Annotated in this window: 18 protein-coding genes, 7 pseudogenes and 1 other annotated feature; of the genes and pseudogenes, 16 read left to right on the top strand and 9 right to left on the bottom strand. The window is 64.9% G+C overall.

Going from position 1 to position 22,501, the window contains the following annotated elements; genetic code table 11:
• Positions 1–279 precede the first annotated feature (279 nt).
• On the bottom strand, positions 280–1,020 hold the full coding sequence (locus AC1DXK_RS00860; RefSeq protein WP_477296426.1) for a PRC-barrel domain-containing protein: 741 nt from the start codon (positions 1,018–1,020) through the stop codon (positions 280–282).
• Positions 1,021–1,230: 210 nt separating this feature from the next.
• Between AC1DXK_RS00860 and AC1DXK_RS00855 the strand changes: the two are divergent.
• The 7 genes and pseudogenes from AC1DXK_RS00855 (at position 1,231) to AC1DXK_RS00825 (ending at position 10,131) form a co-directional block, all read left to right on the top strand.
• Positions 1,231–2,266 (top strand): annotated as a pseudogene (locus AC1DXK_RS00855) (IS630 family transposase).
• A 361-nt stretch (positions 2,267–2,627) separates the two neighbouring features.
• A complete protein-coding gene (locus AC1DXK_RS00850) occupies positions 2,628–3,557 on the top strand; it encodes a Crp/Fnr family transcriptional regulator (protein WP_477296424.1) in 930 nt (309 codons plus the stop codon).
• Between the two features lie 63 nt (positions 3,558–3,620).
• Positions 3,621–4,625, top strand: coding sequence for an AI-2E family transporter (locus AC1DXK_RS00845; protein ID WP_477296422.1), 1,005 nt, complete (start codon positions 3,621–3,623; stop codon positions 4,623–4,625).
• Positions 4,626–5,989: 1,364 nt separating this feature from the next.
• A complete protein-coding gene (locus AC1DXK_RS00840) occupies positions 5,990–6,337 on the top strand; it encodes a hypothetical protein (protein WP_477296420.1) in 348 nt (115 codons plus the stop codon).
• Positions 6,338–6,702: 365 nt separating this feature from the next.
• Positions 6,703–6,927 carry a hypothetical protein gene (locus AC1DXK_RS00835; RefSeq protein WP_477296418.1) on the top strand — a complete coding sequence of 75 codons (225 nt, stop codon included), beginning with the start codon at positions 6,703–6,705 and terminating at the stop codon, positions 6,925–6,927.
• Positions 6,928–8,363: 1,436 nt separating this feature from the next.
• Positions 8,364–9,398, top strand: a pseudogene (locus AC1DXK_RS00830) (sensor histidine kinase); the annotation flags it as partial.
• A gap of 76 nt (positions 9,399–9,474) precedes the next feature.
• Entirely contained in the window at positions 9,475–10,131 is a 657-nt protein-coding gene (locus AC1DXK_RS00825) for a response regulator (protein WP_477296417.1), read from the top strand.
• Positions 10,132–10,155: 24 nt separating this feature from the next.
• Here AC1DXK_RS00825 and AC1DXK_RS00820 read toward each other — a convergent pair whose 3' ends face one another.
• Together AC1DXK_RS00820 and AC1DXK_RS00815 are read right to left on the bottom strand one after the other, a co-directional pair.
• Complete coding sequence (locus AC1DXK_RS00820; RefSeq protein ID WP_477296415.1) at positions 10,156–11,112, bottom strand: YihY/virulence factor BrkB family protein; 957 nt, start codon at positions 11,110–11,112, stop codon at positions 10,156–10,158.
• Between the two features lie 84 nt (positions 11,113–11,196).
• A complete protein-coding gene (locus AC1DXK_RS00815) occupies positions 11,197–12,684 on the bottom strand; it encodes a PRC-barrel domain-containing protein (protein ID WP_477296413.1) in 1,488 nt (495 codons plus the stop codon).
• Positions 12,685–12,786: 102 nt separating this feature from the next.
• Between AC1DXK_RS00815 and AC1DXK_RS00810 the strand changes: the two are divergent.
• Positions 12,787–13,846: pseudogene (locus tag AC1DXK_RS00810) on the top strand (IS3 family transposase); the annotation flags it as partial.
• Positions 13,069–13,185, top strand: a sequence feature (AL1L pseudoknot). It overlaps the preceding pseudogene by 117 nt.
• A 248-nt stretch (positions 13,847–14,094) precedes the next feature.
• Here the strand turns inward: AC1DXK_RS00810 and AC1DXK_RS00805 are convergent.
• A complete protein-coding gene (locus tag AC1DXK_RS00805; RefSeq protein ID WP_477296411.1) occupies positions 14,095–14,544 on the bottom strand; it encodes a transposase in 450 nt (149 codons plus the stop codon).
• Positions 14,545–14,907: 363 nt separating this feature from the next.
• Here AC1DXK_RS00805 and AC1DXK_RS00800 point away from each other — a divergent pair, with 363 nt between their 5' ends.
• A complete protein-coding gene (locus AC1DXK_RS00800; RefSeq protein WP_477296410.1) occupies positions 14,908–15,156 on the top strand; it encodes a hypothetical protein in 249 nt (82 codons plus the stop codon).
• 182 nt (positions 15,157–15,338) lie between these two features.
• The gene (locus AC1DXK_RS00795; RefSeq protein WP_477296408.1) at positions 15,339–15,803 is read left to right on the top strand and encodes a hypothetical protein; all 465 of its coding nucleotides are present in this window, start codon (positions 15,339–15,341) and stop codon (positions 15,801–15,803) included.
• Positions 15,804–15,933: 130 nt separating this feature from the next.
• Here the strand turns inward: AC1DXK_RS00795 and AC1DXK_RS00790 are convergent.
• Positions 15,934–16,267 (bottom strand): annotated as a pseudogene (locus tag AC1DXK_RS00790) (HU family DNA-binding protein).
• Here AC1DXK_RS00790 and AC1DXK_RS00785 point away from each other — a divergent pair.
• On the top strand, positions 16,266–16,403 hold the full coding sequence (locus tag AC1DXK_RS00785) for a hypothetical protein (protein WP_477296406.1): 138 nt from the start codon (positions 16,266–16,268) through the stop codon (positions 16,401–16,403). The pseudogene AC1DXK_RS00790 and the gene AC1DXK_RS00785 sit on opposite strands and share 2 nt — an antisense overlap.
• A gap of 60 nt (positions 16,404–16,463) precedes the next feature.
• Here the strand turns inward: AC1DXK_RS00785 and AC1DXK_RS00780 are convergent, their stop codons facing one another.
• Positions 16,464–16,658, bottom strand: a complete 195-nt coding sequence (locus tag AC1DXK_RS00780) for a hypothetical protein (protein WP_477296404.1) — start codon at positions 16,656–16,658, stop codon at positions 16,464–16,466.
• A 300-nt stretch (positions 16,659–16,958) separates the two neighbouring features.
• On the opposite strand from AC1DXK_RS00780, the gene AC1DXK_RS00775 reads away from it, so the two are divergent.
• Entirely contained in the window at positions 16,959–17,420 is a 462-nt protein-coding gene (locus tag AC1DXK_RS00775; protein WP_477296402.1) for a Ros/MucR family transcriptional regulator, read from the top strand.
• A gap of 160 nt (positions 17,421–17,580) precedes the next feature.
• Here AC1DXK_RS00775 and AC1DXK_RS00770 read toward each other — a convergent pair whose 3' ends face one another.
• Entirely contained in the window at positions 17,581–17,712 is a 132-nt protein-coding gene (locus AC1DXK_RS00770; protein WP_477296400.1) for a hypothetical protein, read from the bottom strand.
• 41 nt (positions 17,713–17,753) lie between these two features.
• Here AC1DXK_RS00770 and AC1DXK_RS00765 point away from each other — a divergent pair.
• Positions 17,754–17,948: pseudogene (locus AC1DXK_RS00765) on the top strand (response regulator); the annotation flags it as partial.
• A 67-nt stretch (positions 17,949–18,015) separates the two neighbouring features.
• Positions 18,016–18,210, top strand: a complete 195-nt coding sequence (locus AC1DXK_RS00760; RefSeq protein WP_477296580.1) for a hypothetical protein — start codon at positions 18,016–18,018, stop codon at positions 18,208–18,210.
• Positions 18,211–18,370: 160 nt separating this feature from the next.
• On the opposite strand, the pseudogene AC1DXK_RS00755 reads toward AC1DXK_RS00760, so the two are convergent.
• Together AC1DXK_RS00755 and AC1DXK_RS00750 are read right to left on the bottom strand one after the other, a co-directional pair.
• Positions 18,371–19,214 (bottom strand): annotated as a pseudogene (locus AC1DXK_RS00755) (molybdopterin-dependent oxidoreductase).
• 94 nt (positions 19,215–19,308) lie between these two features.
• Positions 19,309–21,429, bottom strand: coding sequence for a response regulator (locus AC1DXK_RS00750; RefSeq protein WP_477296398.1), 2,121 nt, complete (start codon positions 21,427–21,429; stop codon positions 19,309–19,311).
• Between the two features lie 230 nt (positions 21,430–21,659).
• Between AC1DXK_RS00750 and AC1DXK_RS00745 the strand changes: the two are divergent.
• A pseudogene (locus AC1DXK_RS00745) lies at positions 21,660–22,036 on the top strand (HWE histidine kinase domain-containing protein).
• Between the two features lie 14 nt (positions 22,037–22,050).
• Positions 22,051–22,374 carry a hypothetical protein gene (locus AC1DXK_RS00740; protein ID WP_477296396.1) on the top strand — a complete coding sequence of 108 codons (324 nt, stop codon included), beginning with the start codon at positions 22,051–22,053 and terminating at the stop codon, positions 22,372–22,374.
• The last annotated feature ends 127 nt before the right edge of the window (positions 22,375–22,501 follow it).

Raw genomic sequence — 22,501 nt, 5'->3', positions numbered from 1 at the left:
CAGCCGGGGGGACTGTCCTGCCGCAATGCGCCTGCTTTCGGAGATGATGACATGAAAACTGCCAGGCCTCGATGGCCACCACGCCTCATGCAAAGGACGAAATATTCGATGCGTTACGCGCAGCGGCACTGGAGACAGCCAAGAGCGGAAGCAGTCTGCCTGCGCCCACGTTGCCCCGTTGCGATCATTTGTCTGTAGCTGGAGCGAATTGGGAATGACGATGCGGCACGCACCCGAACGCCGCAATTGGCTACGACGGCGAGGCGGCAGCACAAATGTTCACAGAGCGGCATCGTTGAAGCGATCCGGATCGACCTTCAGTCCGGCCGAGTCCGCTTGATGGTCGGTCACGAAAGGCAAGCCGTAGTAGCTCAGGCCTGGATCCCATGGTCCCTGGGTTCCGAGGAACGGAAAGGCTATCGTTCGTCCACCCGAAGCTGCGTCCCGGCTCACGAGCACGGCCCTCAGCTGGCCATCCTGCGTAAAGATGGCGTCGGTCACGATCCCATAGCCATAGCCAGTCTGCAACCGGGCATAGTCGCCGAGGATCTCGCTCAGTCGGAACTCGCGCGGCAGCGTGTCGACGCTCTCGCTTCCCGGGAAGAGCCCAAAGCGATGAAGATCTCGACTCGGCGGATCAATCACGACGCCGGACCTGTAGGGCGTCAAGTCGACGTCCTTCCAGCGAATCCGGTAGATGGCCTGCGGCACATACTCCGTCCCACTGTTCTCAATGACCAATGCCGCCGCTTGTCCGTTTGCATCGACAAGAATATCGCGCACCGTCCCGATCTGCTGATCAGCATGTCGATCCATGACCGGCTGCCCGAAGAGCAGCCGCGCCCGCCATCCTTTGTAGATCAGACCCGGATCGAGCGGATTGGTTTGGGTATCTGCCCGCTGCCGGGTCACAGGTGGGGCCGCGACCCTGGCTTGATTTTGCGCTAATCCATCACCGACAGCGAAGCCATAGAGCCCGAGAGCGCATGTCGCAACTTTGGCCAATTCTTTGTATCGCATACGAAAACCTTGCCACGCAGGCCACGGGAAGCCCAAAGTACTTTAGCATTCCAAAGCGGAGATCGCAGAATACGTTCCGTCAGATCCGGCGAAAATTGGTGCGCTAACGAACATAAAGTTTTATTATTGGCAGCGATGCCGCTATAGCACTTCAAACCCTGTTCCACTCGGACAGTTCTAGAGCCGGTCCCGGGCGGCTTGCGACGAGTTATCGGGTGGCGCGTTGACGGGGGAAGGAGCAATCCGAAGCCCTCACCTCTGCCCGTCGACTTACGCGAGCGTGTCGTTGCCGCCGTGGCGGCGGGTGTCTCATGCCATCGCGCCGCAGCCCGCTTCGGGGTCAGCGTGTCGAGGCCAGCCGCTGGTCGCAGCGCTCCCACCAAAAGGGCCAACTCGCCTCCAAGCCGATGGGCGGCGATCACACCTCGAAGCGCATCGAGGCGCATGCCGAGTTGATCCTGGCCGCCTCCGAGCAGGAGCCGCGCCTGTTCCTGCGCGAGTTGCGCAACCGGTTGGCTGAGCAGGGCGTGCCGACCAGCACGAGCGGCCTGTCGCGTTTCTTTGCCCGCCACGGGATCAGCTGGAAAAAGGGGTGCCGCTCGCAGCTGAGCAGGAGCGTGCGGACGTAAGAGCGGCGCGCGAGGCGTGGTTTGAGGCCCAGCCCGAGCTCGATCCGGACCGGCTGGTGTTCCTGGACGAGACGGCGGCTGCCACCAACATGGCGCGGCGCTCCGGCTGGGCCCCACGCGGCGAGCGCTGCCGGCTTGCAGCTCCGTTGGGCCACGACAAAACACGACCATCACTGCCGCCCTGCGCACCCGCGGGCTGTGCGGGACCGCGCTGCTGGACGGCCCCACGAACGGCACGCGCTTTTGCAGCTATGTCACCGACACCTCGGTCCCGGTGCTGCAGCCGGGCGACATCGTCGTCATGGACAACCTGCCTGCCCACAAGGTCGCTGGCGTGCAGGATGCGATCGAGGCCGCAGGAGCGCGGCTGCTCGACCTTCCGTCCTACAGCCCTGATTTCAACCCGATCAGGGGATGCCCCAATCGACTGGTCGATTGGGGCATCCCCTCAGCAGGTCTTCGCGAAGCTGAAGGATCTGCTACGCACCGCGGCAGCCCGCACGATCCCGGATCTGTGGGCGGCGATCCGCCAGGCCTTCACGCGCTTCACTCCGCAGGAGTGCCGCAACGACCTCGCCGCAGCCGGCTACGAGAACGACTTGGTCGTCGCTACCTGACCGGGAACAGCTCTAGGGGCCAGCCGTAAGCCCCTAACCGCTCGGATCTCCTGCGTAGCCAGCAAGCGTAAGCACGGGTTCAGGCACGGCCACGGGGTTCGAGCGCGAGCCAGGTCGCAACGCTAGGTCCGTCAGACGCAATCGGCCGCACGGCACCATAGGCTGCCTTTCCGCCACGAGAATGTCATGGCCCAGCAATCGTGGCTGTCAGGTTTTATGACTGCCTGGGTCAGGTTTTCTCTGACAGACTCGCCGTCAGGCCTGAGTGGGATCAGTCCAGCCGCTGCGCGATGATGATAGGAGATGTCCCCCTTCCATCGTCCGCGTCCGGCCCCGCCCACCGTTCCGAGCCAGGATTCACATGATGACCGATGCGCGTCGCGCTGAGATCGACCCGGATGAGTTCCCGATGAATCCGTCACGGCCCCCGCGGGTCGGAACCGGATCTCCGCGCCCCCCGGCCGGACTCCGCGAGGGAGCAAGGCCCCGCAACACCCTGCTCGCCTCTCTACCCGACCGTGACTTCGCTGCGATCCGGCATCAACTGGAGCGGGTAGCACTTCGACGGCGGCAGGTGCTGCACGAGCGCAACGCTGCGGCCGCGTACGTGTACTTCATCGAGCGCGGGACGGTCTCCCTTCTCCGCCGCAGGGCCGGACTCGACAGCCTGGAGGTGGGCACGCTCGGCCGCGACCACCTTGTCGGCGTGTCCGCGGTACTCGGGACCGCTCGCGCGCCGCACCGCTGCGTTGTCCAGGTGCCAGGCGAGGCGTTGCGCATCCGAACAGAGGATCTTCGGTGCGCGATGGGCGGTCACTCGGACCTGCGCTCGCTCCTCTTGGCACACGTGCAAGCACTCTTGATCCAGAGCGAGCAACTCGTGGTTTGTCAAACCGACCATAGCCTGAACGAGCGCCTTGCCAACTCGCTTCTGCTGACGCTCGGGCACCTGGACGGCGACGAGGTTCCCCTCACGCATAGCTCGCTAAGTCGTACACTCGGGGTGCGCCGGGCCGGTGTGACGACGGCGCTGGGCGAGATGGAATCCGCCGGGCTCATACGACGCGGCCGCGGCTGGATCAGGGTGCTCGATCGCCCGCAGTTGGAGCATGCTGCCTGCGAGTGCCACCGGATCATCCGGACGGAGCGCAAGCTCGTGCTCTGCCGGAGCGAAGAGGAACCGTGCAGCGCGCGGAGGCTCGGTGTGGCCCGGTCCGCGCCGGCGCCGCAGCCGACCACCGCGCTCCGGCGCTCTAAAGTCGCGATGCTCGGCCATGCATATGCTCGCTGAGATCAGACACCCCAAGGCGAGATTGCGGAGTTGGAGGCCGTTTCGCCATAGACGTGGCTAAGCATGGGTGACAGGGTCCGGAACGGCTGGCTTGTCCTGATCGCGGTCCCGCTCGTGATGCTGGCCTTGCGGGCGTCCTACGCCGTGACGATGCCGATCGCGGTCGCGGCCGTGGTCATCGCGGCGGTCTGGCCTGTCAAGGTGTGGCTCCGCCGCGTGCTGCCGGAACGCGTCAGCAGCCTCGTCACGATCGTGGTGCTGCTCGTCATCACGCTGGGGTTCATCGCGGCCGTCTACTTCTCGGCCGCCCAAGTCGTGCGGGCGTTCGCGCAGCATTGGGCGGAGTTCGAGAACGCCTACGAATCCGCCACGGCCTGGGCCGACCATTGGGGCCTACCGCTCGGCGGCAAGGAAGGCTACGCCCGCCTCATCGCTGTCGGGCAAGACTTGCTGGGCAACGCCTATACGATCTCGGTCTACCTCGCCTTCATCGCTCTTCTGGTCGTCCTCGGGCTGCCCGAAATTCCCACTCTGCGGCGAAAGCTTCAAGAGGCGTTCGGGACCGATAAGCGGAGCGAGGTGACACAGACCACGGATGAGATTGCCAGTAAGATCCGCGACTATCTCGCCACCACGACGTTGACCAGCCTTATCACGGGCGTGGCCTCGGCCCTGTGGGCACTCGCAATGGGGCTCGACCTGGCCCTGGTCTGGGGCACGCTGAACTTCCTGCTGAACTACATCCCCGTCGTCGGCAATCTCGTTGGCATCATCCCCCCAAGCCTCTACGCGATGGTTCAGTTTCCAGATTCGGTCCTGCCGATCGTCATCCTCGCCGGCTTCGGCGCAATCCAGACCACGATCAGCAATGTCATATATCCCATTCTGCAGGGACGCAGCCTTTCGCTCTCGCCCGTGGCTGTCGTCGTGGCCCTCTCGGTCTGGGGCTGGGTCTGGGGCATCGCAGGCATGCTGGTTGCGATCCCGTTGACGGTGGCGATCCTCATCGTCTGCGCGCACTTCCCCAGCACCCGCTGGATCGCGATATTGCTCTCAGGCTCGCGATGAGGACGGGCGCGCGGGGTTCAATGGCCATGATCTTCGTGGCGAGGGGCAGCGACGTCAGAGTGGTCGCCGGAACGCGATAGCCCGCGCCCCAGTTCGCCCGGGCCAGCCGCCGCAGATCATCGGCACTGAAGTCCTCTCGCACCGGCACAGCCGCGGACATGGTAATTCTTCTATCCGCCTCATCGAATCGCAACTGCCGCGCTGGGAATACCCCGTGGGTCTTCATGATCGCCAGTTGGTATGGGGCAAATCGATCGAACGTCCGAACCCCGATACGGATAGCTGACGTGAACTTGGTACACTAGCGAGCCATCTTTGCAGAATCGGAACGCCATTGCTGGAACGCAGGCACCTGCACATCGTTCGACAATCACTTTTAGCAACTTGAACGTATAGCTTCGACATGCAGGTATTCTAGCTCTTGCTCTCCTGACGGGCGCCCTGGCTGGCTTTATCGCTCCTGCGCAAGCAGCCAACAAGGATTGTGCGAGCAAGATGAAGAGGGTGGATGCGATGATTTCAGCCAACCAGTACGCAGTCAAAGCCGCGATGGCGATAGCCGAGTTGAGAATTTCCGAGGAGAAGTCCGCGAAAAAGGACGAGCAAAACTGCATGATACATGCCGGCAATGCTGACAGGGCAATAAAATAAACTGAAATTCTATCGTGTTTCTATGATTCGATCAGCTGCTGCGGCCTTTTCCTGCCACAATAGCTGTGGCGGAGTCGCTCGAAGCGAGGAAGCCGACGCAAAGCATCGCGATGTGTGAGCGTCGGCCCGAAGGTTCTTTGATGTAGAGGTTTTCATGCGTTTGACACCGTTCGCCGTGGCGACCTTGGCCGCACTAAGCTTCGCAGGCACAGCCAATGCGCAGATGCCTGCTCACCCCGACGTTGCGAGGCCTTCAGGGCCGGTGGTCGCGCCGACCACTGGCACCACTGGCAACGACCGGAACTTGGCGATAGCGCCGGTACCAACCGGCGCATCCACGATCCATACGGATTCGGCGGCAGCCGGCAATGCAGCCCAGCCAGCACGCAGGGTGCCTCAGGGCAGCGGTGGTCGCTGAAGCTCCGCAGCCAAAGAACAAGGCCGGCTTCAATCAGCCCTTAGCTGTCCTAAAATAGTTTCGTACTTTAAAATTGGAGTCCCGCAGCATGGTGCGGTGGAATTGGGCGTTTTAGCGGCTGCTTCGGCGGGACGCACCGCGCGACCACGACAGCGGATAGATTTCGCGGGCGCCAGGAAGGCGAGATCGAGTGCTTGTCTTCTCGCCCCACCCATGCCAGGGCGCCGGAAAAATATCTCGGCTTTGCCAGGCCCACCACCACTGGAAGTGGGGAACATCATGAAGGTTCTCAAGCGTGCCCTACCACTTGGTCGGCGCCTTCGTACTGGCAGTCGGTCCGGCGTGGGCCGTTACCGTCGCCAGTCAATTCATGCAAGGGCAGATCCTGACTGTCGACCGGATCGAGAAGCAGAGCGAACATAAGATTGCGGCCGGAGACGCATTTCAGGTCGAGTGCCCGGACAGCTGTGTGCTGCGTACGCGTAGTGGGCCGGCGGGCTACGGCCGTATGGCAAAGGGCAGCGACAAGTTGGTGATCAGCCCGGAGGGCATGTTGGAATATGTCGACGAGGGCTTGGCGACCGGCTCCGTGCGAGCGACGCCTACCGGCAAATCTCAGAAGGGAGTTGCGCGGGAGAAGTAGGGTGATCCAGGTGTCGCTCAGCGACGCTGAGCCCGGCTTAGCACTCAACCCAACTGTGCGACTTACGCCCTGTGTGCCCAGGATCAGATGCGGACAGTGCATACGAAATCCGGTCAGCTCGCGGACTGAGCCGTATGGTCAACAGGACTGTTCGGACGATGCTCTCGGGCGTTGCATGATCTGGTACAGCCCATTCAAGATGATGCGGCTGGCGGACTGAGTTCGGTTCCTCGGAACCTTGCGCGCTCCGCTGACGGCGGCTGACCTGCGGCAGCCTTCGTTAGAGAAACCGAGTGGGGCAAAATGTCTTCGCGACAAGGCCCCGAACGGACCGCTCCACGCTCAACACGGAAATGAATCTCACGATGAAACCGCAAGACGAGCGCGCAACCCGTGTTCAGGTGCTCCGAGACAAGCTTGACGAGGCGATCCCCTATGATCTCCGGCCTCTGTGGCGGGAGTTTCTGGTGGCCTTGGATGCCGAGGCCGAGGCGATTGAAAACTGCGAAGCGTGTGCAGGCGATCAAGAGCGCGCGCCAGCGGCTGACGAGGCGAGACAGGACGCGCGTGCCTCCGCGCGTGGGACGTGATGCGGGCGAGCGACACTCGCACGTCGCTCGACCGTTCAGCGGGAAGTTGCGGCCCCCGCGCTCACTGCGTCGAGACCGTCTTCGGTAGACCGACCTGTACGGATGGCGCGCTCTCTGCCGCAGCCGACCGATACGAGGAGTGAGGTCATGAGCAGCGATACAGAGCTTCGCGGTGTCGTTGCCAACCGGTTGAGAGACATCGTCACGCAGGCCGGTCGCGATTGCCTGAACCGCGGCTTGGGGCCGGATGCAGCCCTGATCTTTCGCCTGAGGACCTACGAGCGTACGGCTCGGCAGGCCGACTTGGAACGTCAGACGATCCAACTGATTGCGTCCGGTCGACGCCTCTTAGGCGACCGTCGCGATATGACCGCGAGTCACCACGTACTCGGTCCGGCTACCCTGCGCCCTGCAGTAATTACGGTCGCATCACGATAGGACCGCGAGATTCACTTTATACGCGTTGAAGCGGTCGACTCGGAGCCGATGGCGTGAAGCGCGAATCCTACCCGGGCGCCCGTCTGCTGATCTCGTTGGCCCTCGCGGCGGCTATCCCCATCCTCCTCTTCAGCGGCTGGGTCGCCTACGTCACGGCGGAACAGGGCCGCGCTGCTGCCCGGCACGCCGCTCTGGAAGGCACCGCGCGCGTGGCCGACCGGGTTTCGGCGGACCTGGCCGCACAGGTGCAGATCCTGGATGTGCTGGCTGCCTCGCCGGCTCTCGACAGCCCACGCCTGGAACCATTCTACCAGGAGGCGCGGCGGCTCAAGGCCAGCCGTCCTTTATGGGAGACGGTCGAGTTGGCGGATGCGTCCGGCAATCAGGTCGTGAACCTGCTTCGCCCCTTGGGCAGCGCGCTCGGCCCCACAGCCGACCGCGACAGTTTCGACGAGGTCCTCCGACTCAAGCGAGGGGTTGTTGGCGGCATCGGCCCGGTCGGAATCCTTTCGGGGAAACGGCTCGTCTCGTTGCGGGTCCCCGTCATCCGCGACGGGCAACTCCGGTACGTCCTCACGGTCGCGCTCGCGACCAACGCGGTCAGCTCGATCCTGAGGGATGCAGGTGCCCCAACCGGATGGGTGGGCGAGATCGTCGACAGACGCGGAAACATCATCGCGCGCACCTCTGCCGAGGCGCTGGAGCTTGGCCGACCCGCGAGCCCGACTCTGCGGACGGCCATCGCCCGCGCGCCGGAGGGGTTTTACACGGGCCCTACGCTGGAGGGCAGCGATGTGGAGACTGTCTATCGGACTCTGCCCGACACGAGCGGTTGGTCGGTGCATTTCGGCGTGCCGAGCGCGGCGCTGAACGCGCCCGTATCCCGGTCGTTCTACGTCCTCGTGACCGGCGGCTTGGCGAGCCTCACTCTCGCGGCCGGACTGGCGGCCCTGACGGCGCGCGACATCGCGCAGCGACGGCGCGATGAAGAGACCCGGATGATGCTGGCGTTGCGGGTGAGCGAAGAGCGGGGAGCGCTGGCCGTGGAGGCTGCGGAACTCGGCACGGTGTGCTGGGATCTCGCTCGTCGGAAGGTAACCGGGTCGGAGCGCACGCGGGTTCTACTCGGCTTTCCTCGCGCTCCGGTGGAGACCGGCGAAGCGCATTGGTCGTTCGCGGCCTTTCTCGAGGCCGTCCACCCAGAAGACCGGGAGCGTCTGGAGCAAGCGCTGCGACGCTGCGTGACGGAGGATTCGCAACTCGACATCGAGTTCCGCTCCGTCCGGCCGAACGGCGGCGCGCGCTGGCGGCGGACGACGGGCCGTACTCCGTGTTTCCACGACGGTGATCGGCCGAGGGTAATCTACGGCGTTATCGCAGACGTCGAGCCGCGCAAACGGGCTGAGGCCGAACGGACGGACCTGCTGCGGCGCCTCTCGGATGCCCAGGAGAACGAGCAGCGCCGCATCGCGCGCGAACTCCATGACCAAGTGGGCCAGACGGTCACCGGGCTGTCGCTGGGCCTGAAGAGCCTAGAGACGCGGCTCGGAAGTGCGGCGACGGAACCTGACGCGGTGAACCAGGTGCGGTGGCTGCAGGCGCTTGCTGCCGAGATTGGGCGCGACATTCATCGCGCGGCACTCGACCTTCGGCCGACCGCGCTCGACGACCTCGGGCTTCAGAAGGCGCTCGCCGCTTACGCGGAGGAGTGGCGCCACCGCCACGGCATTGATCTAGACTTTCAAGTGCTGGGCAGCGAGGCGCGTCTTGCTGCGGATGTGGAGACGGCTGCCTATCGCATCGTCCAGGAGGCCCTGACCAATATCCTGAAGCATGCCCGCGCCCGCGGCGTCAGCCTCGTGCTGGATCGCCGCGCCGACGGGCTGCGAGTGATCGTCGAGGACGACGGCGCAGGCTTCGATCCGGAAGCGGTCAACGGTTCCAAAACCTGCGGCTCTGCCGCTGACGGCAAAATCGGGCGCCGCCTTGGCCTGTCCGGCATCCGGGAGCGCCTCGCCCTGCTGGGGGGCACGCTGGCGGTCGAATCGGCACCCGGATCGGGCACGACCCTGTTCGCCGAAATTCCGTTGCCCCCGAAGGAGCCGAGCCGTGAACCCGATCCGCGTCGCAGTTGCCGACGACCATCCCATCGTGCTGGCGGGCATCAAGGCCCTGCTCCAGGCCGCGCCCGATATCACGCTCGTCGGCGAGGCGACGACCGGGACAGCAGCACTCGACACGATCTGTCAGACCTCGCCAGACGTCGCGGTCATCGACATCTCGATGCCTGACCTCAACGGCATAGACCTGGCGCGTCACCTCGCCGAGCGCTGCCCGCAGGTCCGGCTTCTGGCCCTCACCGTTCACGAGGACCGAGCCTACGTTCAGCCCTTGCTGCAGACCGGAGCGCGAGGCTACCTGCTCAAGCGGTCGGCGGCGGAAGATCTCCTGCGAGCCGTGAGAGCGATTGCGGAAGGCGGCATCTACCTCGACCCGGCCGTTGCCGGCAAAGCCCTGCCGGGTGCGAGCCGGCCGGCGACCGAGCCCGGTGCTGAGGAGGCGCTGAGCCCCCGCGAGGAGGAGGTGCTGCGGCTTACCGCCCAGGGCTTCAGCAACAAGGAGATCGCGGCGCGCCTCGGCGTCAGCGTGAAGACGGCCGAGACCCATAAGGCTCGCGCGACGGAGAAGCTCGGCCTGCGCACCCGGGCGGACATCGTCCGCCACGGCGCCTCGCATGGTTGGCTCGACGAGCTCGCGCGTCGTTAGGAGCGGCACAGAACATCGCTGCCCTTATCCATGACCAGAGCGCAGCGCGGCTCGTGTCAACGCCTCAGCCTCATCCGCGTGGCGGTGCGATACTGGGTGAGCAGAGAGCGAGCCGCTTTCCGCAGCGCTCAGCTCCGCCCCAACCAGCACAGCCACGGTTGTGAGCCAGAGCCAGACCATGAAGCCGATGACCGCAGTAAGGGAGCCGTAGATGGCGGTGAAGCGCTCGGCGTGCGCGGCGTAACAGGACAACAGGAGCGAGCCTGCGATCCAGAGCACGGCTGCCGCGAGGCCGCTCAGGAGGGCGACACGCCACGGCTTCGCATCTCGCGGCGCGGCACTACGATAGACGCCCGCGAGCAGCAAGGTTACGACCAACAGAAGCGCTGGCCAACGGAGCAGTCCGAGCGTGCGAGCTTGATCCGGCGCAAGGCCCACGGCACCGAACACAGCCGGAAGGACAAGGATCACGCCGATCGAGAACACCAGAAACGCGATTGCGCCGAAGGTGCAGGCGAGGGTGACCAGCGTGAACGCGATGAACCGGCGTGCCTCCTTGCGCCCATAGATCCGGTCCAGGGCTCGGAAGAATGCCTTGGTCCCCTTGTTGGCTGCCCAGATCAGCGCGACGAAGCCCAGGTAGGATGCGGGGGCATGAAGTCCCAGTTCAAGCCCCGTCCCTGAGGCGAAGCGGTCGATCTGCCGCGCTAACAAATCCACGGCCTCGGCCGGAAGGACGGCAGAGAGGGTGGAGAGGAGCATGTCCGCCCGCCCGGCCGCCGCAACGAAATCCAAGATCGAGGTGATGGCGGCGAGACCGGGGAACGCCGCGAGGAGGAGAAAGAATGCGACCCCCGCGGCGGCCGTGACGATCTCGTGCTCCGCGACAGCACGTGTCAAGCGACGGGTGGCCGCGACCCAACGCCGGGGGATCGAGATCCGGTCGTTTGAGCCGTCGTGCGGTGGATCCGACTCGCTCACCTCCACAGATGCGTCTCCCGATTAGGCCCAGCTTGCTGCCGGACGAGGACCGCCGAGCCTTCGGGCCCGACGGTCGCAGTCAGGTCAGCCGTGGTACACCGAGAACTCGGCCTGCCGGTTTCGGTCGGCATCGCGGTATCCGCGGGCGTTCCGGTCGAACTCCGGGATCGCCTTGATCTGATCGTCCGTCAGGCCCGATACGGTCAGCCGGCCGTCACGCACCTTGACGCGATCGAAGGGCAGCAGGACCTGTTTCTCGCCCAGGCCTAGGAACCCGCCGTGGCCGATGACGACGTACATCTTGTCGTCCGCCCCCACCAGGACGCGTTCGATGTCGCCGAGTTGCTGGCCCTGAACGTTGTAGATGTCCTTCCGGAGCAGATTCGAGACCTGGAAGCTGCGCGTCGTGGCGTTGCCAGTCGTCCCGGTGATCGCGGCCGCATCGACGTTCGGCGCCGGCGCCACCGCGGTGACCGTCAGGGGTGCCAGCGCCGATGCCTCGACCTCGGTGTACTTGCCGGCCTTCGCGTCGTAGCCCGGCATCGCCTTGATTTGCTCATCCGTGAGGCCGACGATCATCAGGCGCCCGTCGTGCATCATGAGGCGGTCGATCGGCAGCACGATTTCCTTCTCGCCCAAGCCGAAGGCGCCGCCGTGGCCCACGACCGCGTAGAGTTTCTTGTCCTCGCCGCGCACGAGGCGCTCGACATCGCCGACCTGTTGGCCGCGCCCGTTCATGACGTCCATGTCGGTGAACTCGGAGGCGGAGACCTGACGCACCTGCCGCTGCGGTGCGTCCGTGTTCGCCTGGTGCTGTGTCATCGGCTCGATACGGACCTGCGGCTGACCCTGCGCGCGGTTCACGACGACCTTAGGCTCCGCGCTCTCGTAGTGGATCACGGGCTGCTGATTGGCACGCTGCACCTGCACCTGAGGCTGCGCCGATTGCACGACCTGAACCTGCGGCTGCCCGCGCGCGACGTTCACGTCCGGCTGCGGCATGCGGATGGTGATCTCAGGCTGCGGAATGGTGACACTGACGACCGGCTGCGGCTGGCGTACCGTAATCTCCGGCCTCTGCTGCTGCACCGTCACGCTCGGCGTGCCTGGCTGGACCAAGATGTCGGCACCGTCTGCTGTGCGTTGGCCCGTGCTCGGTACTTTGACAACAGCGAGGAGCGCCGCGGGCAGCGTGATGCCCGCCTGCTGGATGCGCATGGCACCGTCGCGGCAGGCCACGATATTGTTATCGCGCTGGTACGCCTTGGCTTGGTCGGCCGAGACCGGCGAGGCCGGCTTGGCGTCGCCGCGCCGCTCCAGGAAGCTTACGAGGTCGCGGCAGAGGTCAACTTGGCTCGCGCCCGGCGCAGGCGGGTTCGTCTGCGCAAGCACTGTTCCGGGGCTGACGGTGAAGAACAGTACAGTGGCCACTGACCCAAGACGAGAGGATGTCATGCTTCTTCTCCATTTTGCTTTGTGCGACGCGGGGCTGACCACGCGCTCAGTCGACCAAGCTGTCTGGCAGACCATGGTTCGGGTTTGTGTCCACCGCTGTACCGACTTTTTGCCCATCAAGGGCTGATCCCGCGGACACGTCGGGCAATGGTGTTGTCTTATGCGGGTATGAACCGCACCGGGTTTCCTAGAGACCCCACTTCTTGCGAGAATGGAGCCATGACGAAGCGAACCCCACCGTTTTCTCCTGAGGTCCGTGACCGTACGGTGCGAATAGTGCTGGAGCACCAAGGCGAGCACGACTCGTAAGTCAGGCGCGATCCGCTCGATCGCGGCCAAGACCGGATGCTCGGGCGAGACGCTGCGCAGCTGGGTGAGACAAGCCGAACGTGACCGGGGCGTGCGGGCCGGGCCGAGTACGGACGAGCGCGAGCGGATCAGGGCGCTGGAGCAGAAAGTTCGCGAGCTCCGGCAAGCCCATGAGATCCTGAGGCAGGCGTCAGCTTATTTTGCCCAGGCGGAGTTCGACCGCCGGTTCCGGTCATGATCGCCTTCATCGACGGGCATCGTCAGACCTACGGGGTCGAGCCGATCTGCAGGGTGTTGCCGATCGCCCCGTCGACGTTTCACGCCATGCCGCGCGGCGGGCCGATCCCGGCAAGCTGCCGGCCCGGCCCAAGCGGGACGCGGCACTGATGGCCGAGATCCGGCGCGTGCATGCGGCCAACTTCGGCGTCTACGGGGTCCGAAAAGATTGGCGGCAACTCGCCCGCGAGGGGTTTGTAGCCGCTCGGTGTACGGTCGCGCGGCTGATGCGGATGATGAGCTTGGCTGGCGTCGTCCGAAGGGCGCAGGATCCGCGCGATCGTTCCCGATCCGGCGGCGGTCTGCCTCCTCGACCGCGTCAACCGGCAGTTCAGGGCCGAGTGCCCGAACCGGCTATGGGTAGCGGATTTTACCTACGTCGCCACTTGGGCCGGCTTCGTCTACGCGGCCTTCATGATCGACGTCTTCGCCCGCCGGATCGTGGGCTGGCGTGTCTCACGCTCGGCCCGGGCGGACTTCGTGCTTGATGCTCTGGAGCAGGCCCTGCACGATCGCCGCCCCTTCGCCGGCAGCGGCCTCGTGTTTTACTCCGACCGCGGATCACAAGACGTGAGCATCCGCTACGCCGAGCGCCTCGCCGAGGCGGGCATCGAGCGAGCCCTCTGTCGGCAGTGTTGGCGATAGCTACGATAACGCTCTTGTCGAGACGGCGATCGGCGCGGACCGTGGCGAGGCCGGCTCGTATAGAGCAGCATCCAGCCGTAGACGGGTGATCGCCGTGATGCGGGCGCGGCGCATCGCGTCGAGGAACAGCAAGGCCGAGAAGCCGCTGTCGCCCACCACGACGAGGTCGCGCCCCGGCAGCCAGCGTCGGGCCTAGAGGGCCAGTTGGTCGCCGACGTTGAGCGACGGCTTGTGCCGACGGCCCCGTTCACGACAGGCGCACTCGGACGAAACCAGCGCGGTCAGAAACGGCAACGCTCAGACGCGCCTCGCCCACGGGATCGGGGCGAGCACCATCAGGTTCATCCAGCGTAGCCCGCTCGCCTTAACGAAGTGGCTGTCGGAGGAGCAAACTGGATCACGGTAGATGCCCTTGGCCGCAATCCGCTTGCCGCGACGGTGCTCGATCATGTCGTCCAGTCCCAGGACCACGGGGCCACGTCGCGCGAACGCATCGACGAGGAGCCCGAGCAAGATACGGCTGCCGGAGCGCGGGCACCACGCAGCGCGGTTGAGGATGCGGTGGACGTTCACGAACCGCCGCTCCTGCGCGCGGCCGATGATGCGCAGGACGCTCGTCACCGTGCGCCGCCCCGGCGTGAGGATCGCGCCGACCAGCAGGTTCTGGGCGTGTCGCCACGCGCGGTGGACGAACAGCGGCGCGAACGCCAGGGTGATCCCGGCGAAGCGGGTGGGCAGGGGCAGCATGGCGGTGTCTCTTGGAGGCGATGCCACCAGCCTATCCGTCACGCCCGCTTCGTCACCTCCGCCGACTCGACGCGCCGCAGATGGCCAAAGTCGAGCTTAGCGCGTCAGCGGCTGAGACGACGACCAACGCACATCGGCTGGCGCGAACGAGCGGCTTCGATCAACTCTTGGCAACCCGGGGCAGGTTGAATGGGTGCTCCCGACGCCAATGACGGCTGGATCTTTACACCGAGATCCGGAGAATCGTCATAAAGTTGGTACACTAGCGAGCCGTTTCGGCGGGTCTTAGCCAGCGAGACTGGAACGCGAGCATTTGCTCTCTGTTCAACGAACGGTCCAGCAACATGAACGGAGATCTCGGTCATGACAAACGTGTCGGCATTTGCTCTGACGGCGGCCCTCCTCGCATTCGGCGCCGTACCCTCGCAGGCAGCCGAGAGGAACTGCGCCAGCGAGATGAAGAGAGTGGACGCGATGATGCCGGCCAACCAAGACGCCGGCAAGGCCGCGATGGCTAGGGCCGAGCTGAAGATCGCCTCGGAGAAGGCCGCGAAGAAGGATGAGCAGGGGTGCATGATGCACGTGGGAAACGCTGAGAAGTCGATCAAATAGTGACCTGGAATTGCCCGAGGCCGGATCAGATCTGAGGGTGTAATACTTTTATTGTTGAAAGCGCCTTAGTATCACCCTCAAGCAGCCGTGGTTAATCTGTTCCCTGAGGCTGCAGTTGCCCCTAGGCCTTCCCTTCCGGAGGAGTAGGATTGGCCCTAATCACCAACACAGGATGGCATTGCATGCGAAAGTTCGCACTTGTCTCGTCGACGGTTCTAAGCCTTGGCCTTCTCACAGCGGTTCCGGCCGAGGCGGGGCCATTCGGAGGCTACCACAGAGGTCATGCGCATTTTGGCGGCTACGGCTTTCGCCATGCCGGTTGGCGTGGCGGTTACGGTCATGGCGTCCGCTATGGCTATCGTACGATTGGCTGGCGCGGAGGGTACGGCTATCGCCACGTTGGATGGCGCGGCTATGGGTATGGCTACAGGCGGCGTGGCGTTGGCCTGGGCCTTCTCGCAGGAATTACCGGGCTGGCGGTTGGATCGGCGCTTGCGGCCAACAGCTATGGTTATGGCTACCCGGCCTACAGTTATCCAGCCTACAGCTACCCCGCTTACGGCGGGTATTCGTGGGGCGGCCCGGTCAATGTGGGTTACCGTTACCTGCCGTCCTACGGTTACGGCTACTACGGATACGGGTACTGAGCTTGAGGGGCCGTCGCGGGCGGCCCCCTTTTGTGCTGACCTTGTACGCCCGTCACTCCCGTGACGGTGCTCCAGTCGAGACCTCGTCGCAGCGCCGACCGCCTGACCCTGCGGAAACGCCGACAAAGCGTCATGCGACCCACCGAACCGGGGCGGATGGCAAATCGGCAGCGGGAGCTTCGCCGCCGCCGTTGAGACGCCGAGCCATCTCTCGCCCCGGCTTAAAGACGATATGGGACCTCTCCTCCACCAGGACGGTCGCGCCGGTACGCGGATTGCGCGCCCGTCGCAGCGCACGAGTCTTCGCGGACAAAATGCCGAAGCCCCGCAGTTCGACCCGGTCCCCGTCCGCGACAGCGCCCGCGATCCTGTTGGGGATCGCAGTCACGACAGCCTCGACCTTTCGCTCGTAGAGATTGGGGATTCTGCGCGGCGATGCGGGAAACAAGCTCAAGTTTCAGCATGACCACGCAGAAAACCGACGCGGGCGCGTTCTGCAACCCTCGTGCGGCCTTTCGCAATCTGCCGGGCATCGAGGAGATCCGGATCGCAAGCGGCGACGCTTTGACCACGATCCCGATCAGTGTGGCTGTTAAGTGAAGTGCTAACCCTTGAGGGGAGCGCGTGACGGCTCGCATCCGACCTGCCCTGCCTCATGGCTCAGTCAGGTCCCGTGACCGCTTCTGCGATGTCACGGGTGCGCCACGGCTTGAGAACGAAGGCCATGTCGTCCGGCAACTCCTCCGGGCCGAGATAGCCGGAGGTGAGCACCACCTTGAGATCGGGCCACCGACGCCGAGCGGCCTCAGCCACGATCTCGACCGGATCGAGCTTCCGAAGCCCGGCAACGTACAACGACCGGACGTCTCGTCGGTCGTCCGGAAATATGGTCCTGTAGCGCGTTCGGGCAGTAGCAAGGGGCTTTTCGTCAGCGAGCGCGGAAGGTCGCGGCTGACCCCTATGGCCACGTGTCCACGATCCGCTAACAGACCTCAGTGCCCGCCTTGATAATCATCGCTTAATCGCCGCAAATCTTGAACAAAATATCTCATAAATACCGTCTAAGACGAAGTATTTTTGGTCTTTTTAACAATATATTTATAATATCTGCCACGTATTCTACGGGAGCGTAACCCAATCATAGGGAGAAAAGTCTTGAACGAGAAAACACAAGAGGTCAGCTTCAACTTCACCGAGTTGGCTGCCGAAATCGTCTCAGCCTACGTCGCGAACAATCCCGTTCCGCCGGCCGAGCTGCCGGCTCTGATCAAGAGGGTTCACGAGGCGGTTTTCGGCCTGAGCGCCACAGGCAGTTCTGGGTCTGCGACCCCACACGTCGAGGTCGATAAGCCGAGCGCCGCCCAGATCCGCAAGTCGGTCCGGCATGAGGGGATCGTCAGCTTCATCGACGGCAAGAGCTACAAGACGCTCAAGCGCCATCTGAGCGCCAATGGTCTCGACCCGCATAGCTACCGGAAGCGCTACGGTCTGCCGGCTGACTACCCGATGATCGCTCCGAGCTACACCGAGCGGCGCTCCGCCATCGCCAAGGCCATTGGGCTGGGCCGGCCGGGTGCCATGGCCGAGCGCCAGAATGCCGGACGAAAGGCCTCTTGATCGCCGCGTTGCATGTAGTGCCCACAGCGTCGGACGACCGTAGGTTTGGACCATTCAGTGTGCCGACGTGACCGGCACCTTTCTGGTCCGCATCGTCCCCAAGGAGGTGGGCCGTGTGCTCCAGGACGCTCTCAGCCGCCTCGATGGTGGCCTGAACCTCTTAGATCTGACGATCAGCCGCGCGTCGTAGCCGATCGGCCTGCGCCGCCAACTCGCGTCCGCGCGCGATCACCGCCTCGGGATCGGCTGAGGCGAGGGCGTCGAGAACGAAATCGTCGAATTTGTTGACCATCCTTTCTCTCTCGTGCGTTGCACTCGAAGAGTTGAGTCCTGGTGCGTACAAGAGGCTATGCAGTGCAAGGCGAAGAGACTGCTGTCCTGGCGGTGGAAGACATTCCGGCTGTTCGCCATACCGCCGTTCAGATCCTGAAAAGCGTGGGTTATCGAGTATTTGACGTTTACAATGGGCTGGAGGCGCTCGAGCTCCTCCAAACCCATCCGGATATCCGGGTCCTGTTCACGGATGTGCGCATGCCTGAATGGACGGCTTGGTCGTGGACAGTCGGCGGCGGAAGGTTTCGGGGCGCACTTCGTCATGCTGCTGGCCGGCTTCGCCCTGGGGTATGCCATCGAAGTCTCCGAAGCAGGCATCGCCGCCCTGACGGCGTTCCTCGGAGGCGGGGTGATCCTCAACGTCCTCAAGGAGGAGGTGCCGAGCGAGCGTCATAGCCGGTTCTGGGCCTTCGCGGCGGGGGCAGCAGGGTACGCTGCGCTCCTCTTCGCGGTTTGAGTCGAACGAAGGCCGGGTGCGTGAACCAGTGCCATTGCACCGTCGACCGGATCGAGCGTCGGAGCTCGGAGCCCGGTCAGACCATCCATCCGGATGGGTGCGACACCTGCGCCGCCCCTGCACGGGACACGATTGCGTAAAGGACCGGGTGCTCCCCATGTCAGGTGCCGGCGTACCAGGCGTAGCCTTGGTCCTCCCAATAGCCGCCCTTGCCCTCGCCGATGTCGGCGAAGCTCTCCAAGACCTCAACGCGCATAACGTACTTGGCCTGCTTGTAGCCGAGGTTGCGCTCAACCCGCAGTCGCAGCGGGGCGCCGTTGGCGACGGGCAGCACCTTTCCGTTCAGCTCGTAGGCGAGGATGGTCTGGGGATGGAACGCGTCCACCAGATCGATGCTCTCGTAGTAGCGGACGGGCTCGGTCGCCGGCTCGGCATCCGCGGCCTGCTGTCCGCTGGAGTCCCGCTTGTCCTCACCCCCGCCCGCTTGCTTGGTCATCGCGGGATTAGCGTTGCCGCCGGACGGCGCCTCGTCCGTTCCGTCAGCGTCTTCGTCCTCACCCTGGTGCATGGTGTCGGCGCAGCGGAACACGACGTAGCGCGCCTCGGGCTTGAGCCTGGCCTGGTTCAGGAGTTCCGACAGCGGCACCCCGGTCCACCGGCCGATAGCGCTCCAGCCCTCGACGCAGTCGTGCCGGGTGATCTGGGTGCGTGACGAGAGCTTGCGCAACTCAGCCAGGGACAGCTTCAGCGGCGTCTCGACGAGGCCCAAGACCTCCAGGCGGTACTCGGTGAACTTGCGCTTCGCGAGGGCCTTGTAGGCCTTGTCAGGCGGATCCTAGGTGCCGTTCGGCTTAAACCACGGAGATGTCGGCCTCGGCGTACTCGGGCGCGAGCGTCCTCCCGGTCAGGAGGAGGCGCTGGACGAACAGGTTGGCGTCCTCGCCGGTCTTGAGCGTGCGCCGGAACCAGTCGGCCTCGCCCAGGCGGTCGCAGCCGCCGAGCATGGCGGTTCCGGCCACGGGGGTGGCGCCGAGCGGAAGGGAACGTCGGCTTGGCGGGAGGCTCAAGCGGAGAGGCAAGGGTGGGTTCGGGTGCTGTCTACGCGGCGGCCTCGTTTGCCATCGGCCCCCCGGACCGTCGGATCGCACGAGCAACTGCAACCGCGAGTTCACTCTGGCGAAACGGTTTGGAGAGACGCGGCCAATCCTCGGCATGCTCCTCCTCCGCTAGATCCGCGTAGCCGCTTGCCAGGAGCACAGGCAGAAGCGGGTAAGCCTCCCTCAGAAGGCAGATCAACTCCGAGCCGCTCATGCCTGGCATGGCATGGTCGGTGATCACGAGGTCGACCCCGCCGTCACGCGTCCGAAGCCATTCCAAAGCATGGACCCCCGATTCCGCCTCGACCACCGTATGGCCGAGATCTTCCAGCATCTCGGCAGTGCCCCCTCGCACCAACGCGTCGTCGTCGACCAGAACGATCATCAGGCGGTCTGTCGGGTGATCCACCTGGCCGGGGCCTGGCCCCTCCGGGGCAACGCCCAGGAGAGCATCGGGCTCTCGCCCCGACTTCGGTAGCCAGAGTCGAACCGTCGTCCCATGGCCGACTTGGCTCGACACCGTCATGGCRCCCCCTGACTGCGAGGCCAGTCCGTGGATCATGGACAGGCCAAGCCCCGTGCCTTTCCCGAGCCCCTTCGTCGTGAAGAACGGTTCGGTCGCTCGCGCGAGCGTGGCCTCGTCCATCCCGCTGCCGGTATCGGTGACCGTGATGCAGACGTACTCGCCCGGGACCAGCGCTGGCGGCTCGCTGGCCTGTCTCTCTTCGTGCACGACCTCCTGAGCGGCGATGGACAGGGTGCCACCTGCTGGCATGGCGTCTCGCGCGTTGACCGCCAGGTTCAGAAGGGCGAGTTCAAGCTGGTTCGCGTCGACCTCGGCGGCTGCGAGATTGTCGGGAACGCTGACCTGGATCTCGACGTCAGTGCCGACTGCGCGCTCCAGCAGGTCCTGCATGCCCTGAAATAGCTCTGGGAGGCTGACTGCCTGCGGCTTGAGCTCCTGGCGCCGCGCAAACGCCAGTAGGCGCTGGGTCAGCGCCGCACCGCGCTCCGCTCCTTGCGCCGCGTTGTCCAAGAGGCGGTGCGAGCGCTCATCCTCGGCCGGAAGGCGCTTCTTCAGGAGCTCCAGGCTGCCCAGCACGGCCATGAGCAGGTTGTTGAAGTCATGGGCGACCCCGCCGGTCAGGTGACCGATGGTCTCGACCTTCTGCGCCTCGAACAGCTGAGCCAGAGCCGCCTCTCGCTCCCGAGTGCGCTCCTCAACCAGGTGCTCCAAGACCTCGTTGCGGTGCTGGAGGTTCTCCTCCGCGCGCTTGCGCCCGGTGATGTCGTGAATCACGCCGCTCAGGCGAACCGGCGTACCGGAATCGTCGCGGGTCACCGCTCCGCCCGCGACGCACCATCGGAGCTCCCCGTCAGGGCGGATGATGCGGAACTCGGCGTGGTAGGCTTGCCCGGTTCGGGACGCTGTCTTGCCATCCGCGCGGACACGGTCGAGGTCCTCGGGATGGATGAGGGGCGCGACGTTCTCTGGTGTTGGGTGGAAGTAATCAGGGTCGACGCCGAAGATCCGGCAGTGCCCCCTGTCCCAGCGGTATTCGCCGGTGAGCAGATCCCACTCCCAGGAGCCCATCTCTCCGGCAGCCATGGCAAGACTGCGGCCGCGCTCGCTCTCTTGAAGCCGCTGGGCCGTGGCTTGCAGCGCAGCGGTTCGTTCCTGGACACGCCGTTCGAGTTCGGCGTTCAGGCTTTCGAGCTGACGCGTCTTTCGGTGCAACTCGACGAAGACCCTAACCTTGGCCCGCAGCACCTGCGGCTCGACGGGCACCGGCACGTAGTCGACGGCACCAGCCTCGTAGCCGCGCAGGCTGTCGAGTTCGGATACCTGCAAAGCGGAGACGAAGATCAGTGGCGTCTTGCGATAGCGCGGGTGCTCCCGGATGAGCTTCGCGAGCTCGAAACCGTCGAGGTCGGGCATGCAAACGTCGATGAGGACGAGCGCGACGTCGGTGGAGAGCAGGCAGCGGAGTGCCTCTCGGCCGGAGCCGACCTTGATCAGGTTCTCCCCGAGATCCCCCAACATGGCCTCGTAGGTGAGCAGCTTGGCCGGTTGGTCGTCGACGAGCAGGATGTTGACCTGACCAGAGGACGTGGGGACCACGGATACGGTTCTCCGCTTGGTTTCTTCCGGTCGCTTGTATGCCAAACGTGCGGGAAATGCTCGTGGGTGTCAGGCTGGTTCCGGACTGAGGCGACGAGCCGCCAACCGATTGGCTGCCTGAGCGACTACTCGGGGCTGAAGGCGGTCGGTACCGTCCCGAAGTCGGCCGGGTCACTGAGAACCCGTCGGGCGGACATGATCCTCGGCGATGCCTGCCGGCTCGCACGATTATGCGAGTGGCGGCGTCCCTGCAGAAGCACGAGGGCGAGCGGCGCGCCGAACTCGACAGGAGCCACCTGCTGCAGGAACGGCAGACGCTGATGCTCCACGAGTTGAACCATCGCGTGCGCAACACCCTGACGGCCGTGCAGTCGCTGGCCAGGCAGTCGCGCCGCGTCGACCGGCTGGAAGGCGGCATCCTCGCGCTCTCTAAGACGCACGACCTGCTGTCCGCGACGAGTGGGGCGGCGCCTCCCTGCGCGCGATGCTGGAGAACGGGCTAGCCCCCTTCCGGGACGAACAGGCGCACCGCTTCAGCCTGGACGGTCCCGTCACCACCAGGATGGCGCCGAACACGGCTGCCGGTCCCCAGAGCATCCCCCGATGAGGTGCGCGGCGAGCGTGCCCAGCACGAAGTTGATGGGACGCGCGATGGCCGTGAGCCTGATCACGCCCTGGCCGGCGGCGCGCAACTCACGGAAGTTGAGCACCAGCCCCCCCCTCGAACACCACGATGGCCACTGCAAGCCCGATCAGCGGACGCAGGTTCGGCCCGAACGCCCGGGACGGATGAAGCAGGCCCAGGATAGGGTCGACCAGGAAGCCGAGCCCCAGCAGGAGGATGATGGCTGGGATGCGGAGGCGCGCGGCGAGCACCTGAGCGGCCCCGTCGCCGGCGACGGGGCAGAGGACCGCCGTCGCGACACCTTGTTCCTTACGCTGTGAGAAGGTGCCTGCAGCCTGTGGGGCCTGACCMGTCCTTACGATTGACCGCGTGTCATGGCATTGATCTTTCGGCCCTCCAGGCTGCACCCGGGGCGTCACGAGACGTGACCTGATAGGAGCTTGAGGG

Source organism: Methylobacterium sp. P3_A11 (genome assembly GCF_056403155.1).
This window is presented reverse-complemented; position numbering and strand designations above follow the sequence as displayed.

Bases quoted from the DNA above. Each gene is read 5' to 3' on its own strand.
- AC1DXK_RS00860 (WP_477296426.1), bottom strand. From the start codon at position 1,020: ATGCGATACAAAGAATTGGCCAAAGTTGCGACATGCGCTCTCGGGCTC.
- AC1DXK_RS00850 (WP_477296424.1), top strand. From the start codon at position 2,628: ATGATGACCGATGCGCGTCGCGCTGAGATCGACCCGGATGAGTTCCCG.
- AC1DXK_RS00845 (WP_477296422.1), top strand. From the start codon at position 3,621: ATGGGTGACAGGGTCCGGAACGGCTGGCTTGTCCTGATCGCGGTCCCG.
- AC1DXK_RS00835 (WP_477296418.1), top strand. From the start codon at position 6,703: ATGAAACCGCAAGACGAGCGCGCAACCCGTGTTCAGGTGCTCCGAGAC.
- AC1DXK_RS00815 (WP_477296413.1), bottom strand. From the start codon at position 12,684: ATGGGCAAAAAGTCGGTACAGCGGTGGACACAAACCCGAACCATGGTC.
- AC1DXK_RS00805 (WP_477296411.1), bottom strand. From the start codon at position 14,544: ATGCTGCCCCTGCCCACCCGCTTCGCCGGGATCACCCTGGCGTTCGCG.
- AC1DXK_RS00800 (WP_477296410.1), top strand. From the start codon at position 14,908: ATGACAAACGTGTCGGCATTTGCTCTGACGGCGGCCCTCCTCGCATTC.
- AC1DXK_RS00795 (WP_477296408.1), top strand. From the start codon at position 15,339: ATGCGAAAGTTCGCACTTGTCTCGTCGACGGTTCTAAGCCTTGGCCTT.
- AC1DXK_RS00785 (WP_477296406.1), top strand. From the start codon at position 16,266: ATGACCACGCAGAAAACCGACGCGGGCGCGTTCTGCAACCCTCGTGCG.
- AC1DXK_RS00770 (WP_477296400.1), bottom strand. From the start codon at position 17,712: ATGGTCAACAAATTCGACGATTTCGTTCTCGACGCCCTCGCCTCAGCC.
- AC1DXK_RS00760 (WP_477296580.1), top strand. From the start codon at position 18,016: ATGCTGCTGGCCGGCTTCGCCCTGGGGTATGCCATCGAAGTCTCCGAA.